The sequence below is a fragment of the Streptosporangium sp. G11 genome (genome assembly GCF_051192615.1).
Taxonomy (GTDB): domain Bacteria; phylum Actinomycetota; class Actinomycetes; order Streptosporangiales; family Streptosporangiaceae; genus Streptosporangium.
Genome location: NZ_JBPJUQ010000006.1, coordinates 208,971 through 223,522, shown reverse-complemented (window position 1 = coordinate 223,522; position 14,552 = coordinate 208,971). Strand labels below are relative to the sequence as shown.

At 71.5% G+C, this 14,552-nt stretch carries 12 protein-coding genes; 7 read left to right on the top strand and 5 right to left on the bottom strand.

The window, feature by feature from the left end:
• Positions 1 to 6: 6 nt before the first annotated feature.
• The gene (locus ACSDR0_RS09160) at positions 7 to 4,179 is read right to left on the bottom strand and encodes a Pls/PosA family non-ribosomal peptide synthetase (protein ID WP_435288325.1); all 4,173 of its coding nucleotides are present in this window, start codon (positions 4,177 to 4,179) and stop codon (positions 7 to 9) included.
• A gap of 248 nt (positions 4,180 to 4,427) precedes the next feature.
• Between ACSDR0_RS09160 and ACSDR0_RS09155 the strand changes: the two genes are divergently transcribed.
• Complete coding sequence (locus ACSDR0_RS09155; RefSeq protein WP_435288324.1) at positions 4,428 to 4,943, top strand: methyltransferase family protein; 516 nt, start codon at positions 4,428 to 4,430, stop codon at positions 4,941 to 4,943.
• Between the two features lie 157 nt (positions 4,944 to 5,100).
• On the opposite strand, the gene ACSDR0_RS09150 is transcribed toward ACSDR0_RS09155, so the two are convergent.
• The 3 genes from ACSDR0_RS09150 to ACSDR0_RS09140 form a co-directional block, all read right to left on the bottom strand.
• Entirely contained in the window at positions 5,101 to 5,895 is a 795-nt protein-coding gene (locus ACSDR0_RS09150; protein ID WP_435288323.1) for a hypothetical protein, read from the bottom strand.
• The gene (locus tag ACSDR0_RS09145) at positions 5,892 to 6,545 is read right to left on the bottom strand and encodes a hypothetical protein (protein WP_435288322.1); all 654 of its coding nucleotides are present in this window, start codon (positions 6,543 to 6,545) and stop codon (positions 5,892 to 5,894) included. Before ACSDR0_RS09145 ends, ACSDR0_RS09150 begins: the two co-directional genes overlap by 4 nt.
• A gap of 177 nt (positions 6,546 to 6,722) precedes the next feature.
• The gene (locus ACSDR0_RS09140; RefSeq protein ID WP_435288321.1) at positions 6,723 to 8,396 is read right to left on the bottom strand and encodes a fibronectin type III domain-containing protein; all 1,674 of its coding nucleotides are present in this window, start codon (positions 8,394 to 8,396) and stop codon (positions 6,723 to 6,725) included.
• Between the two features lie 297 nt (positions 8,397 to 8,693).
• Between ACSDR0_RS09140 and ACSDR0_RS09135 the strand changes: the two genes are divergently transcribed.
• Positions 8,694 to 9,206 (top strand): hypothetical protein, encoded by a 513-nt coding sequence (locus ACSDR0_RS09135; RefSeq protein WP_435288320.1) that lies wholly within the window; start codon positions 8,694 to 8,696, stop codon positions 9,204 to 9,206.
• A gap of 78 nt (positions 9,207 to 9,284) precedes the next feature.
• On the opposite strand, the gene ACSDR0_RS09130 is transcribed toward ACSDR0_RS09135, so the two are convergent.
• Positions 9,285 to 10,274, bottom strand: coding sequence for a LuxR C-terminal-related transcriptional regulator (locus ACSDR0_RS09130; RefSeq protein WP_435288319.1), 990 nt, complete (start codon positions 10,272 to 10,274; stop codon positions 9,285 to 9,287).
• Positions 10,275 to 10,583: 309 nt separating this feature from the next.
• Here ACSDR0_RS09130 and ACSDR0_RS09125 point away from each other — a divergent pair, with 309 nt between their 5' ends.
• The 5 genes from ACSDR0_RS09125 (at position 10,584) to ACSDR0_RS09105 (ending at position 14,550) form a co-directional block, all read left to right on the top strand.
• Positions 10,584 to 10,952, top strand: a complete 369-nt coding sequence (locus ACSDR0_RS09125) for a hypothetical protein (protein WP_435288318.1) — start codon at positions 10,584 to 10,586, stop codon at positions 10,950 to 10,952.
• A gap of 149 nt (positions 10,953 to 11,101) precedes the next feature.
• On the top strand, positions 11,102 to 11,248 hold the full coding sequence (locus tag ACSDR0_RS09120; RefSeq protein ID WP_435288317.1) for a hypothetical protein: 147 nt from the start codon (positions 11,102 to 11,104) through the stop codon (positions 11,246 to 11,248).
• A 75-nt stretch (positions 11,249 to 11,323) separates the two neighbouring features.
• A complete protein-coding gene (locus ACSDR0_RS09115; protein WP_435288316.1) occupies positions 11,324 to 12,622 on the top strand; it encodes a SidA/IucD/PvdA family monooxygenase in 1,299 nt (432 codons plus the stop codon).
• 30 nt (positions 12,623 to 12,652) lie between these two features.
• A complete protein-coding gene (locus ACSDR0_RS09110) occupies positions 12,653 to 13,018 on the top strand; it encodes a cupin domain-containing protein (protein ID WP_435288315.1) in 366 nt (121 codons plus the stop codon).
• A complete protein-coding gene (locus ACSDR0_RS09105) occupies positions 13,015 to 14,550 on the top strand; it encodes a class I tRNA ligase family protein (RefSeq protein ID WP_435288314.1) in 1,536 nt (511 codons plus the stop codon). Before ACSDR0_RS09110 ends, ACSDR0_RS09105 begins: the two co-directional genes overlap by 4 nt.
• Positions 14,551 to 14,552 lie beyond the last annotated feature (2 nt).

Genomic DNA, 14,552 nt, shown 5'->3' with positions numbered 1-14,552 from the left:
CGCGCGCTATCTTCGCCGGGCCCACGCCGCGATCGGGTTGCCGAACCAGCGGGTCCCGGCGGGCACGGACTCGCCGCGCATCACCAGGGACGCCGGTCCGACCGTGGTGTTCTCCCCGATCGTCGCCGCGGGCAGGACCACCCCGTGGGGTCCGAGTGTGGATCCGTCCCGCATGACGACAGTATCGATGCTCATCACGCGGTCGTGGAACAGGTGTGTCTGCAACACGCATCCCCGGTTCACCGACACCCCGTCGCCCAGGCTGACCAGGTCGACCTCGGGCAGCCAGTAGGTTTCGCACCACACGCCCCTGCCCACCCGCGCCCCCAGGGAACGCAGCCACAGGTTCAGCGGCGCGGTCCCCAGCCAGCGCTGGGCGAACCAGGGCGCGGCCAGCACCTCCACGAAGGTGTCGGCTAGCTCGTTGCGCCACACGAACGAGCTCCACAGCGGCCGGTCGCCCACCGCGATCCGGCCCACCAGGACCCACTTGGCCACGGTCGCCGTCGCCGCGGCGAGCACCCCGCCGCCCAGCACCGCCACGCCCGACAGGAGCGCCGCCACCGCGAAGCCGTAGGCCCCCGCCAGCCACTCCAGGGCCGCCGCGACGAGCACGGCCACGGCGACCGTGCACATCACCGGCACCACGCGGCACACCTCGACCGCGGCGCGGGCGAACCTCAGCCTCGGCGGCGGGTCGTAGGTGCGGCTCCGGTCGCCCCCCTCGGCGGCCCTGCGCAGCTCCACCGGCGGCATCCCCAGGTACGAGGAGCCCGCCTTGGCCTTCTTCGGCGCCGCCGACAGCACCGCGACCAGCCCGTCCTTGGGCACCTTGCGCCCCGGCGCGGTCATCCCCGAGTTGCCGAGGAACGCGCGCTTGCCGATCCGCACGTGGTCGACCCGCAGCCGCCCGCCCTCCAGCTCGTACGGCGCGACCATCGTGTCGTCGGCGAGGAAGGCGCCGTCGCCGACCGAGGTCATCGACGGCAGCGCCAGCACCGTCGACAGCTCCACGTCCCGGCCGACCTTCATGCCCAGGGCGCGCAGCCAGGCGGGGGTGACCATGCTCGCGTACAGCGGGAACAGCCAGACCCGCGCCATCGACATCAGCAGGCCCGTCGCCCACGCCTGCCAGGCCTGGCGGCTGTGCACCGGGTGCTGCCCGGCGTGCAGGCCGGCCGACAGCAGCCGCACCGAGGCCACGGTCAGCAGGGCGAGGGTGGCCATCGAGGCGACGGTGGCCGCCGGCACCCCGTACAGGACGGAGGTCAGGGAGGGCGCGCCGCCGCGCAGCAGGATGGCGAGGCCCGGCAGCACGGCGATCACCGGGAAGGCGCTCAGGACCAGCGCGGACAGGCCGTAGGCCGTCGCCCAGTGCCACGAGCGCGGCGGGCGGGCGGCGGACGGCGGACGGGCCTTGCCCATCCGGCTCGCGGGCACGCCCGCCCAGCGCTCCCCGGACGGCACCGAGCCCGCCACCGCCGAACCGGGCGCGACCTGGGCGTTCTTGCCGATCTTCGTGCCGGGGAACAGGGTCGTACGGGCGCCGACCGTGGCGGAGGCGCCGATCTTGATCTCGCCGACGTGCACCTGGTCGCCGTCGATCCAGTAGCCGTTCAGGTCGACCTCGGGCTCGACGGCCGCGTACCTGCCCAGCTTGAGCATTCCGGTGATCGGCGGCATCGAGTGCAGGTCCGCGTCGTCGCCGACCTGGGCGCCGAGCGCCCGCGCGTAGTGGGTGAGCCACGGGGCGGTGGACACCTCGCCCACCCCGAGCCGCTCGGAGAGCTGCTCGGCGAACCACAGCCGCAGGTGCGTGCCGCCGCCCCGGGGGTACGTGCCGGGCCTGAGCTCGCGCAGCAGCAGCCGGGCGCCGCCCGCGGCCAGCGCGATCCGCCCCGCGGGGCTGACGAACAGCAGCGCGCCCGCCAGCACCCACCACCACGAGACGACCGGGGCCCAGGGCAGGCCCACCAGGTTGTTCAGCGCGGCCAGCGCCACCACCCAGCGCAGCGCGCCGACGCTGAGCAGCGGCACGGTGAGCGCCGCCTGCGCGATCGCGGCGCGGCGCGGCATCGGTGTGACGATCCGGTCGGTGGTCACGATCTCCGGCGCGTCGAGCGCCGACAGGTGCCTGCCGAGCTGGGGCAGCGTCGGGTTGTCGTAGACGTCGCCGACGGTGACCGCCGGGTAACGGGTCCGCAGCGTGGAGACCAGCCGCGCCGCCGCGAGGCTGGTGCCGCCCTCGGCGAAGAAGTCGCCGTCGACGCCGCCCAGGATGTCCATCCAGCACTCGGCCACCCACGGGTCGACGTCCGGCACCCCGGCGTCGGGCGTGCCCGTCTTCTTGGGCAGCGGCCAGGGCAGGGCGTCCCTGTCGATCTTCCCGGAGGTGCGTGTCGGGAGCTCGTCCACCAGGGCGATCCTGGGGACCAGCGCGGCGGGCAGGGAGTGGCGGAGGCGGTCTCTGGCGTCCTCCTGGTCGAACCCCTCACCGGGCACGACGTAGCCGACGAGCAGCTGGTGCCCGCCGCCGGTCGTGCGGACCGCCGAGGCCGCCCCGGCGACCCCGGGCAGCGCCTGCAGCGCCGCGTCCACCTCGCCCAGCTCGATCCTGCGCCCGCCGAGCTTGATCTGCTCGTCGGCCCGCCCGACGAAGATCAGCCCCTCGGGCTCCGCCCTCACCAGGTCGCCGCTGCGGTAGGCGCGCTCCCAGCCGAGCGACGCGAGCGGCGCGTACTTCTCCGCGTCCTTGACCGGGTCCAGGTATCTGGCGAGCCCGACCCCGCCGATGACCAGCTCGCCGGTCTCGCCCATGGCCACCGGCTCGCCGTCCTTGCCGACGACGGCCAGGTCCCAGCCCGCCAGCGGCAGCCCGATCCGCACCGGGCCCTCCCCGGTCAGCGGCGCCGCGCACGCCACCACCGTCGCCTCGGTCGGGCCGTAGGTGTTCCACACCTCGCGCCCCGGCACGGCCAGCCGCTCGGCCAGCTCCGGCGGGCACGCCTCGCCGCCGAAGATCAGCAGCCGTACGTCGTCGAGCGTCTCGACCGGCCAGAGCGCCGCCAGGGTCGGTACGGTCGACACGACCGTGATGCCCATGTCCAGCAGCCACGGCCCCAGGTCCATGCCGGTGCGCACCAGCGCTCGCGGCGCCGCCACCAGGCAGCCGCCGTAGCGCCAGGCCAGCCACATCTCCTCGCAGGAGGCGTCGAACGCCACCGACAGCCCCGCCAGCACCCGGTCACCGGGCCCGATGGGCTCCCCGGTGAGGAACAGCCGCGCCTCGGCGTCCACGAACGCCGCCGCGTTGCGGTGGGTCACCGCCACGCCCTTGGGCCTGCCGGTGGATCCGGAGGTGAAGATGATCCACGCGTCGTCCTCGGGCCCCGGCCGGCCGCTGCCCCGGCCCCGGTCCCTGTCCCGGCCCTCGCTCGGCATCGCGTCCCTGTCGCGGGCCGCCGAAAGGAGCGTCGTGGCGGCGCTCCCCGGGGCGGCGGGGGCGCCGTACCGGCGCCCGTCGTACGGGCCCGTGCCGTGCAGTTCCGCCGCGTAGTCGAGCTCCGACCCGCCGGGGCTTCGGGGTTCCGAGGCGAGACGCCCGGGGCCGGGGGCGGGGTCCGGGGCGGCGGCGCGACCGCCGGAGTGGTGAATCTCACATTCGGGGTCGTGCTCGCCGCCTTGCTCACCGGCGCGCTCGCCGTGGCCGGTTCCGTGCGCCGCGCCGTCGCCGGGCGAGGGGGTGCCCAGGTGCTCGTACGGGTCGCCGTAGGGGGTGATCTTCCCGCCGTCGCCGATGACGGCGCGGACGCGGGCCTCGCCGAAGACCAGGTCAGCCCGCTCCTCGGGGTCGTCGGCGTCCACCGGGACGTAGGCGGCCCCGGCGGTGAGCACGGCGACGATCGCGACGTACAGGCCGACGGTGCCCGAGGGGATCCGTACCCCGACCCGGTCACCGCGCCCGACCCCGGCCGCCCGTAGTTCCAGGGCCATCCGGCCCGCCTCGGCCCGTAGCTCGGTGTAGTCGAGACGGGTCCGCCCGTCGTCCAGGGCGAGCGCGTGAGGATGACGTCGCGTGGTCTGATCGAGGATGTCCAGCAACGTCCTGGCCTGCGGCGCGGTCCCTCCCGGCAGGAGTGCTCGCGACGGCGTGCCGGTGACCGCTGGTAACGGAATCACTGTCTTCCCCCATGTGTACGACGCCCTGTGGGCCCGGGACAGCCTACGTGCACAGGGTTAATACGTTTCGTCCGTGCGGCCGTACCTCGCATGAATCTTCCCTTTCGGGCATCTTTCACCCAGACGACCTGGTCGTTGACGCCTCTCCGGTCCGGACCTAAACTCAACACACAATGAATTAACCGCTACGGGGACCTCGGGCGACGGTCGTACGCCTCCGGCGGCCCCCGGCACCGGAGCGTGACGCGATGCGCAGGACACCCGCCGCCGTCGGAACCGCGATCTTCTTCGCGCTGGCACCGGGCACCGTCGCCGGGCTCCTGCCCTGGTGGATCACCCGCTGGGAGGCGGGGGACCTTCTGACCTCGGCGCCGCCCTGGGTCACGGTGTCGCTGCGTCTCGCCGGCGCGGCACTCGTCCTCGCCGGGACCGCGGTGCTGGTCAGGGCGTTCGTCCGGTTCGTCGTGGAAGGCCTCGGCACCCCCGCCCCGATCGCGCCCACCGAGCACCTGGTCGTCGGCGGGCTGTACGGACACGTCCGCAACCCGATGTACGTGGCGGTCTTCGCGATCATCGGCGGGCAGGCGCTGCTGCTGGGCCGTCCCGTCCTGTTACTGTACGCCGCCGCCGTGGCCGTGCCGGTCGTCGCGTTCGTCCGCTGGTACGAGGAACCGGCCCTGCGCCGCGCGTTCGGCCCCGACTACGAGAGATACCGCGCGGCGGTGCCCGGCTGGTGGCCACGCTCGCGCGCCTACGAGCCCTGATCGATCATCGCGCACCGGCGGCCGCCCGTGATGTCGCCGTCGGCCGTCCCTTCCGATGTCGCGGGGCCACGGCGGGAGGACGAATCAGCGGGTGTGATGTCACGTTTTCCCGTCTCACGCGGCGTCCGGACAGCGGCCGGTGCCGCCGTCCGCATGATCAACCGGTCACGACGCCTATCGCCGCGACGAGATAGAGACCTCCGGCGGAGGAGACCACGACTCCGGCGGCGGCCGGAGCCCAGGCCAGCGCCGTGGAGGCCCGGGACCACCCGCGGGTTCCCCGGGTCAGCAGCGCGTACCCCCGGATCGTCACGACGCCCACGCCGGTCAGGGTGAGGGCCATCCCCAGGCCGAAGGCGGCGACGAGCACGACGGCGTCGAAGGCCCGGCCGGTGAGCAGCCCGCTCATCAGGACGACGAAGGCCGACGGCGAGGGCAGCAGCCCGCCGGAGAGGGCGAGCGCGAGGAGGCCCCGGCGTGACCAGGGATCCGTCCCGCCCTCGACCTGATGGCCGTGTCCGTGTCCATGGCCATGCCCGTGGCCGTGGCCGTGGTCGTGGTGGGTCTGCAGCCGGTGCCGCCTCCGTTCCCGCAGGTGGCGGTAGGTGAGATGGGCTCCGACGCCGATCGTGACCAGTCCGGCCGCGACCTGCATCCAGGCGGTGACGTTCTTCGTGCCGAAACTCGCGGCACCGCTCAGTCCCACCCAGGCGAACGCCAGCACCAGCACCGAGAAGGTGTGCATCAGCGCCACGATGACCCCCAGGCGCAGCGCGTCGCGGTAGCCGCCCCGGGTGCCGACCAGATAGGCCGCCGTGACGCTCTTGCCGTGGCCGGGGGCGACCGCGTGCAGGGCTCCGGCGACGAGCGCGATGGCGAGGATCACCCAGAAGACGCCCCGGTTGTCGAAGAGCGAGACGAACCGGCTCTCGAAGCCGCTGAACTCCGTCACGACCGCCCGCCCGTCCCGCGCCGCCTCCACAGCATGGCGAGCACGCCCGCTCCGGCCAGCAGTACGGCGGCCCAGACGACGACGGCCGTCCCCGGGGGCATGCCACTCCCGCCCGCGCCGGAGAAGGTCAGGCGCCGGGTGCTCTCGGCCTCGGTGAGAAGCGTCTGCCCGGGGGTCGCGGGGGTCTCGGCGACGAGCATCGTCCGGTACGCCTTGTTGAGGTCGATCAGGGTGGCGACGGTGACGTCCACCTGCGTGACCGGGCTCCGGCAGTCGAAGACGAACCGGGCGCCGTCGGTGACCAGCGCCCGGAGCTCCTCCAGACGGCTCTCGCACCGCCGGCCGCCCTGGGCGACCGTGACCCGGTCCAGCAGGTAGTCACGCAGGGCCGGCGACCGCTCCAGTTTCTGCTCGCCGGTCAGCTCGGTCGACACGGTGCCGGTGGCCGGGTCCTCGAACGCCCCGATCGACTGCCCGAGGGCGACCCAGTCGTCCTCGGCCGCGAACCACGAGATGGTCACGCGCGAGCCGTCGGCTCCGATCCGCGCGGTGGACGGCGGCCCGAAGGGGTGGGCGGCGGCCGGCGTGGCCCAGCCGCCCAGGGCGCAGACGAGCAGCACGCCCGCCAGCACCCGGGTGTGGATTCTCAACGGATCTCCTGTTCGCACGACTCCGGCACGACTCCGGCACGGCTCCGGCGCGACGCCGACATGGCTTCGGCACGGCGCCGGCATGACACCGGCACGGCGCCGGCATGGCTCAGGCGTGGCGCCGGTACCTCCGGGCGCGGGGCCGCCGTCACGGCCGCCCCGCGCCCGGAGAGGTCACTACCTGGTGACCGTGATGACCGGACTCGTGATCTTCTGGTTGGCGCTGTCCAGGTACACCACGTAGGTGCCGCCCTTCTTCGCCTTGCTCGGCAGCCTGAAGGTGTAGGTCAGGCGGCCCAGCTCGTCGGCGGTCCGGACGCCGACCGAGTCGTCCCTGTCGTGCCCGTGTTCCCTGTCGCGGTCGTCGGCCTTCTTCAGGAAGACGGACACGCGCTCGCCCGGGTCGTAGCCGTACGCGGAGACCGTGAGCTCACCACGCGTCCCGACGGTGGTCTTGTCGACGGTGACCTGCTCGCCGACGGTGTTCTCCGGGGTGCGGACCTCGTTGACCGTGCGCTCGCCCGCCTTGTTCTTGCGGATGACGAAGCCGTCGTGGTGCTCACCGTTGGCGTAGCGGGCCTCGAACGTGATGCGGTCGGCCTCGACGTCGATCAGCTGGTAGAGCTGGGTGTTCTCGCTCTTGCTGACGACCTCGGCGCCGTTGCCGGTCCAGTTCTCGCCGTTGTTGAGGGCGTACATCTTGCCGCCGGAGACCGACACGACGTAGGCGACGCCGTTGTTGACCGTGACCGACTTGCGGGCGGTGGCCACGTTGCCCCGGCCGTAGGAGTGGTCGTGGCCCTGCAGGACCAGGTCCACACCGTACTTCTCGAACAGCGGGCCCCACTGGGCACGCACGGCGGGGTTGTTACGGGTGCCGGTGGTGGAGTAGACGGGGTGGTGGAAGGTCACCACCGTCCACTTGTTCGGGTTGTCCTTGAGCAGGCCCTCCAGCCAGGTGGCCTGCGCGGCCATCAGGGCCGGGACGCCCTGCACGTTGGAGTCCAGGCCGATGAAGCGCACGCCCTGGTAGTCGACGGTGTAGGCGGTCTGCTTCAGCTCGGGGTTGCCCGGCCCGTTGTCCGGATAGGGGAACTGCGGCCGCCAGAAGGTGGACAGCCCGCCGCTGTACTCGTGGTTGCCGGGGATCGAGATGTTGTTGACCTGGCTGTCGATGAAGCCGCCGGCCTTGTACCACTGGCCCCACTGCTCCTCGCTGTTGGCGGAGTCGATGAGGTCACCGGCGTTGACGATCATCTTCGCCTGCGGGCGGTCGGCGAACGCCTGGCGGAAGACACGCGGCACCGCCGAGTCGATGTAGTTCTGCGCGTCGCCGTAGTAGATGAACGAGAACGGCTGGAGGTCGGCCGCCGCGGTGGTGAAATCGCTCCACTCGGCCCAGTTGGTGCCGTCGCCGACCCGGTAGGTGTACCGGGTGTTCGGCTTCAGGCCCGCGAACTCCACCGTGTGGTAGATGGAGGCGTACCCGAGGGTGGTGTTGACCGGGGTGGTGCTGGTCGCCTTGACGTTGACGACCGCGCCCGCGGCCGGTGCGACCGCGCCGAGGGCGCGCGGTGCCTCGAGGATCTCCGCCTGCGCCGACTCGGCGTCGGTCACGGCCCGCCAGGTGACCTTCTGGCTGGTCGAGGGGGTGGTGGTCGGGGTCAGGATGACACGGTCGGGCATGGGGGAGGGCTTGTGGATGTCGGCGGCGGGATATTTCGGCGGCGCGGCCGCGCCGAACGCCACCGGGCTGAACGCCAGGCCGCCGAGGAGCAGCACGCCCGCGCCCGCCGCCGTCAGCTTCGTTCGCCGGGATCCGGTGGGCCGGGGCACGTTGACTTCGCCCATCATGAGCTCTTTTCCGGGGGAGGAATACATTGCCCACCGAGAGAGTGCGGTGGACGTCCGTATTGATCCAGAAAAGATCATCAAATGCCCGTATAGAGCATTGCGTCCGGATGAACATGTTCCCTCTGGAACCTGTGGCCCCAGCCGCACCACCGATGTCGCCGGAAGTCCGCGCGCTCGCCACCCTCCGTTGCCCGCGCGTTCCGCGGACCACCCCTATGGTGTGGCCGACCAGCCGTCGAACAGCGGAATCGCTCCCCGGGTGAAGAGCCGCTTCCCGAGGAACAGGATGTCCCGTTGACCGTCACCCGTCAGGCCGGTACCCGGCGGCCCGCCCGCCGCTGGATTCCGCTTCTCGGCCTCGTGGCGCTCGGGACGCTGTTCCCGTCGTCGACCACGGCGGGGACGGCGGGGCCGACGATCAAGGACGAGACCTTCGTCACCGCGCGGACGAGCGGGATCCTGCACATCGAGGCGGGGGAGTGCTTCACCGATCCGGCCTACTCCGGGGAGGCGGCCGAGGTCGTCGTGCTGTACACGCCCTGCCACGAGCGGGCGGCCAACCAGGCGTACGGCTTCGTGCACGCTCCCGAAGGCGAGTGGGATCCGGCCGCGCTGAGCGCGTTCGCGTGGCGGAGCTGCCGGCGGGGGTTCGACAGCCACTGGAGCGGCGAGCCGGCCTCGGGACTGAACTTCTACCCGGTCCTGCCGACCAGGGAGACCTGGGCCGGCGGCGACCGCGACGTCATGTGCGTGGTCTACAGCCCCGACGGCCCGATGGACGGCTCGGCGCTCCCCGCGGCGAGATGAGCCCCGTCCACACCGGAGCCGGTCCCGCGTGCGGTGTCGCCGCCGGACGAGGGAGTGCCCGGGGGAAGCGAGGCGTGGTCAGAGGCCTGACGGCAGCCATCCCCTGGCGGCCGCGAGGTATCCGGCCTGGAACCGGCTGCGGGCCTCGAGCCGTTCCATCAGCTCGGCGGTGACGCGCCGCAGGGTGCGCACCGAGACGTCGAGCCTGCGGGCCACCGCCTCGTCGGTCAGCCCCGTCGAGAGCAGGCGGAGCACCTCGCGCTCCTGGCCGCTGAGGCCCTTCTCGTCGCGCCTGCGCTCCCCGCCGAGAGGGCTGGCGGCCCCCCAGGTCTGCTCGAACAGGGCGATCAGGGCGGCGACGACGCCCGCCCCGCGCAGCAGGACCGCTCCGTCGCCGCTGTTCGCGGGGTCCGTCGGGAGCAGGGCCGCCCGCCGGTCGAAGATGAGCATCCGAAGCGGAAGGCCGGGCGTGGTGCGGACCTGGCCGCCGTTCCCGGTGAGCCAGGTCGCGTATCCGGTGGTCGCCTGGTCGTTGCGGACGCTGTCGGGGTAGATGATGCGGATCGCCACGCCGCGGTCGAGCAGTGCCTCGTCCAGCGGGCGGCTGGCCGCGATGTTCTCCGGGGTCTGGGCGCTCTTGGACTCGAATCCGAGCAGCTCCTGCCGGCACTCGGAGACCAGTTCCTCGATCCTGCCGCGGATCGTGTCGATGCCGGCGAGCGTCTCGGAGCCGTCGCCCGAGCGCGCCGGGTGCTGGTCGCCGTAGGCCGCGATCATCTGGGCGACGGCCGTCCGGCTCCGCTCGATCTCCTGCTGCTTGGCCAGCAGCGCGGCCTCCTCCCGGGCCAGCAGTGCGGCCAGCCCCACCTCCGGGCGGACCAGGCGCAGCACGTCCGGCTCCTCCCACGAGGGGCGCAGGAGCGACAGCTTGGCCAGCTCGTCCAGGGTGGCGCGGATCCGGTGGACCGGCCATCCCAGCTCCAGGCTCAGCTCGGTCACCCCGTGGGAAGGGTTCTCCAGGATGGTGCGGTAGACGGTTTCCTCGGCGGACCCGATGCCAAGCAGCATGAGCACGACCCCTTCACGGTTCGAGCATGACCGAGACACGATCCGATGGGCGGGGCCCACGACGATCGCAGTCTGAAACTAACCGGGCGCAGTGATGACGGGGTTATGCGATCGTCCCGATTTCTCCCCAGGTGCTCCGGCTTTTTGAGGATCTCCCGGGCGGGGATTCCGGGGGTCTCGCGAGGTGTCGTCCGGGGGTCGCCGGCGCCGGGGCGCGGGAGCGCGGCGCGATGGCATGATCCTGCCACGCCATGGACCTGCCAGGGGAAATGCCTGGTGAATTCGCCTCGCGCGAACCACGGTCGATTCATGTATCTCATCAACGCGCGCCTGCGCGCCCCCGAGATCGAAGGCCACCTGGCCCCGGCCGGCGGGCGTATGCCCGCGCGTGAGCTCCGACGGCTGCTCCTGGCGCTGGCGGAGCCCGCTGACGGGATAGAGCACATCTACAGCGAGGACCATCCGGCCGGAATCCACCTCGGTCTCTTCATTCGCAGGCGCACCCTCGACGAGGCCGAGAGCGTGGCGGCCCGGCTGTGCCTGCGCGCCCTCGGCCGCGTGTCCGAGCTCGCGGGCTGGTCGCTGGTGGCCTGCGGCACCGATCTCAATCTCGCGCTTGGACGCCTCAAGGCGTTCGAGGAGGAGGCCTGTCAGCGTCCTGCCATTGCAGCGCGCTGACAGGTCCCAGGCCTTCCGGAATCCTCCCGATCGACCAAGAATCAAAGTGTCAGAACGAAGCGGGAAATGTCCGGAAAAGTTGATCCGGAGAGCACCCGTGAAACAGGAAAAGGGCGCCGAGAATCGCCGAATGAAAGGAAAGAAGAACAATGAGTACCACGCTCCGTTCAATCGCCCCCGTCCTCGGCGTCCTCTCGCTCACCGCCACCCCCGTCGCCGCGGCCGTGCCCGGAGTGAGGGCCGGCCTCGCGGCCACCGCGGCCCTCACCCCGGCCGGTGGAGCCGGATGGCAGTGAGCCGACCAGGAGAAACCCAAGAAAACCATTCGTCACGGGCACCGCGCCCGAGAAGTCGTCCGGGAGGCGACCACCGTGAAGCATCAGGAAGTCGAGTTACTCGCCCTCGGTGCAGGGCCGTCCAACCTCGCCCTCGCCGTGGCCCTCGAAGAGCTCGCTCCGGATCTGGCGACCAGAACGCTGATCATAGAACAGCACGAGGACGTGGTCTGGCAGCGGGGAATGCTGCTGCCCTGGACCCAGAGCCAGGTCTCCTTTCTCAAGGACCTGGTCACGCTGAGAAACCCGCAGAGCAGATTCTCCTTCGTGAATCACCTGCACTCCGTGGGAAGGCTCACTGAATTCGTCAATCTGGGCAGTTTCACTCCGTACAGAATGGAGATCTCGAACTACCTGCTCTGGGTGGCCGAGTCGCTCGCCCAGGTGCGCATCGAGTACGGGCGGCGCTGCGTGTCGGTCGAGCCGATCATGGCCGAGGACGGCGGCGTCGAGAGCTGGGTCGTCCGGCTCGCCGACGGGTCGACCATCGGCTGCCGCACCCTGGTGGTCGGCGCGGGCCGTGACGCGCACATCCCCGAGGTGTTCGGGACGATCCCCCGCGAGCGGATCATCCACAGCACCGAGTACAGCCGGAAAATCGCCGGGCTCGACCACCAAGCCCCGCACCGGGTCGCGGTCATCGGCGGCGCGCAGAGCGCGGCCGAGATGCTGTGGGCCACCCACCAGAACATGCCCAACGCCCAGTGCACGATGATCATGCGCTCCATCGGCCTCAACGGCTACGAGAGCAGCAAGTTCACCAACGAGCTCTTCTACGCCTCCTTCGTCGACGAGTTCCACCGGTCGCGCCCCGAGGCGCGGCGCCAGCTCCTCGGTGAGATGCACCGCACCAACTACGCGGGCCTGTCCCCGGGCCTGCTCGAGAACCTCTACCGGCAGATCTACCTGGAGCGCCTCGTCGGGCAGGAGCGGATCCGGATGATCACGATGGCCGAGATCGCCGGGGCCAGGGTCGAGGGCGACGAGATCGTCCTCACCCTCCAGGACAGGAAGAGCGGCGGCTACGACGAGCTGCCCTGCGACGTCCTGCTGCTCGGCACCGGCTTCGACCGCCGGATGCCCACGCTGATCCGCGACCTCGCCGCCAGGGCCGGCCTCGACGAGATCGGCGTCGACCGCTTCTACAAGCTCTCCCTGCCCGTCGGCTCGGACGCCGCCTGCTACCTGCAGGGCGTCAACGAGGACACGCACGGCATCGCCGACTCCCTGCTCAGCACGCTGGCCAATCGGGCGGAGGAGATCGTCTACGACATCCGGGACAGTGCCGCCGCCGCCGAGCTCCTGACGCCGTTCGCCCTCCCGGTCGCCTCCTGATCCCCTCCGAACCCTTCGAGGAGAACCCCCGTGGACCTCCGTTCCTATGACCCTGCCCACCTGCGCCAGGACAACGGCCTGCTCGCCAAGCGGCTGATGCCCTGGGAGACGCTGAACGCCCCGTTCGAGGGTGCCTGGTGCGTCATCGAGCCCGGCACCGCCTCGACCCGGCACGCCCACCACGAGTACGAGATCTTCATCGCCGTCTCCGGCGAGGCGGTCCTGGAGAGCGAGGGCGAGAGCTCCGCCTTCTCCGCCGGAGACGTCGTCTACTTCCCGCCCGGCACCGACCACCGGGTCGTCAACGACGGCACCGCCGCCTTCCAGATGTACGGCATCTGGTGGGACCACGACATGACCCGCACGTTCGAGACCCGCCACCAGGAGGAGAGATGACGGAGACGATCGTCATCGCCGCGACGCCGACGCCCAACGGGGACCTGCACGTCGGCCACATGGCGGGCCCCTACATCGCCGGCGACGTCTACGCCCGCTACCTGCGGGCCGACGGCCGCCCCGTCAACTACAACACCTGCACCGACGACAGCCAGTCGTACATGATCTCGACCGCCCGCAAGCACGGCACCACGCCCGCCGAGCTGTGCTCGACGTCCACCGCCCGCATCCAGCGGTCGGTGGAGGCGATGGGCATCTCCCTGGCCCCGATGCCGCCCATCGACGACGTCTACCGAAAGACCGTGCTCGACTTCGTCACCGCCCTGCACGAGCAGGGCCGGTTCGAGCTGCGGACCGTGCGCATGCCGTACGCGGAGAACGCGGGAACCCACCTGTTCGACGGGCTGGTCAAGGGCGAGTGCCCGGCCTGCCTGACCGAGAGCTGCGGCGGGTCGTGCGAGGGCTGCGGTCACCCCAACCACTTCGACGACCTGGGCGACCCGCGCTCGGTCCTCGACCCCGCCGACCCGGTGACCTCGCGCGAGGTCACCGTCCTGGTCCTGCCCATCGAGAACTACCGGGAGGAGCTCACCGCCTACTACGCCGCCCGCGAGAACACCTGGAGGGGACACAGCAGGCAGCTCATCCGCGAGATCCTGGCCCGGCCGCTTCCCGAGATCCCGATCACGGTGCCGTCGCCGGGCTGGGGGATCGACGCCCCGTTCGCCGAGACGCCCGGCCAGATCCTCTACCCGTGGATCGAGGCGATGCCCGCCTCGATCTACAGCACCTGGAAGGCGGCCGGCGAGCCCGAGGGGCCCGTCGACCAGGCCTGGCTCGCGGAGAGTGGCAACGGCCTCGTCTACTTCCACGGATTCGACAACGTCTACTTCTGGGGCATGGTCGACCTGGTCATGCTGCTCGCCCACGGCGACCGCTACATCACCCCCGACACCAACGTCTGCAACGAGTTCTACGAGCTGGAGAACGAGAAGTTCTCCACCAGCCGCAACCACCTCATCCGCGGCGCGGACCTGGTCGCCGAGGTGCCGCGCGACCTCGTCCGGTTCTACCTCGCCCTGACCTGCCCGGAGGACCAGCGGGCCAACTTCACCAGGGAGGGGCTCGACAAGGTCACCGTCCGCAGGCTGCGCGAGCCGTGGAACGCGCTCGCCGACCGCCTCGACGCCCTCGTCACCGACCCGGGGGAGGAGCTCAAGGTCACCGCCGCCGGGCGCCGCCGGGCCGCGGTGGTCGTCGAGAGGTTCCGGCTCTGCTACGACCTCACCTCGTTCAGCCTGACCCGGGCGGCGGACGGCATCGTCACCCAGCTCGGAAGGCTGCTGACCGCCGAGCGCGACGAGCCCGGCGACCTCCTGATGGAGGTGCGCGCCTTCCTCGCCTGCGCCGCCCCCATCCTCATCGACGTCGCGGCCGAGGCCGAGGCGGCCGGTGTCGAGCTCACCCTCGACACCTCCGCGGAGACGATCGACGCCTTCCTGCTACCGCGACTGCCCGGGAGCCCCCGATGAAA

Excerpts from the sequence above, each read along its gene's own strand:
- ACSDR0_RS09155 (WP_435288324.1), top strand. The coding sequence starts at position 4,428 with ATGCGCAGGACACCCGCCGCCGTCGGAACCGCGATCTTCTTCGCGCTG.
- ACSDR0_RS09140 (WP_435288321.1), bottom strand. The coding sequence starts at position 8,396 with ATGGGCGAAGTCAACGTGCCCCGGCCCACCGGATCCCGGCGAACGAAG.
- ACSDR0_RS09130 (WP_435288319.1), bottom strand. The coding sequence starts at position 10,274 with ATGCTGCTTGGCATCGGGTCCGCCGAGGAAACCGTCTACCGCACCATC.
- ACSDR0_RS09125 (WP_435288318.1), top strand. The coding sequence starts at position 10,584 with ATGTATCTCATCAACGCGCGCCTGCGCGCCCCCGAGATCGAAGGCCAC.
- ACSDR0_RS09120 (WP_435288317.1), top strand. The coding sequence starts at position 11,102 with ATGAGTACCACGCTCCGTTCAATCGCCCCCGTCCTCGGCGTCCTCTCG.
- ACSDR0_RS09105 (WP_435288314.1), top strand. The coding sequence starts at position 13,015 with ATGACGGAGACGATCGTCATCGCCGCGACGCCGACGCCCAACGGGGAC.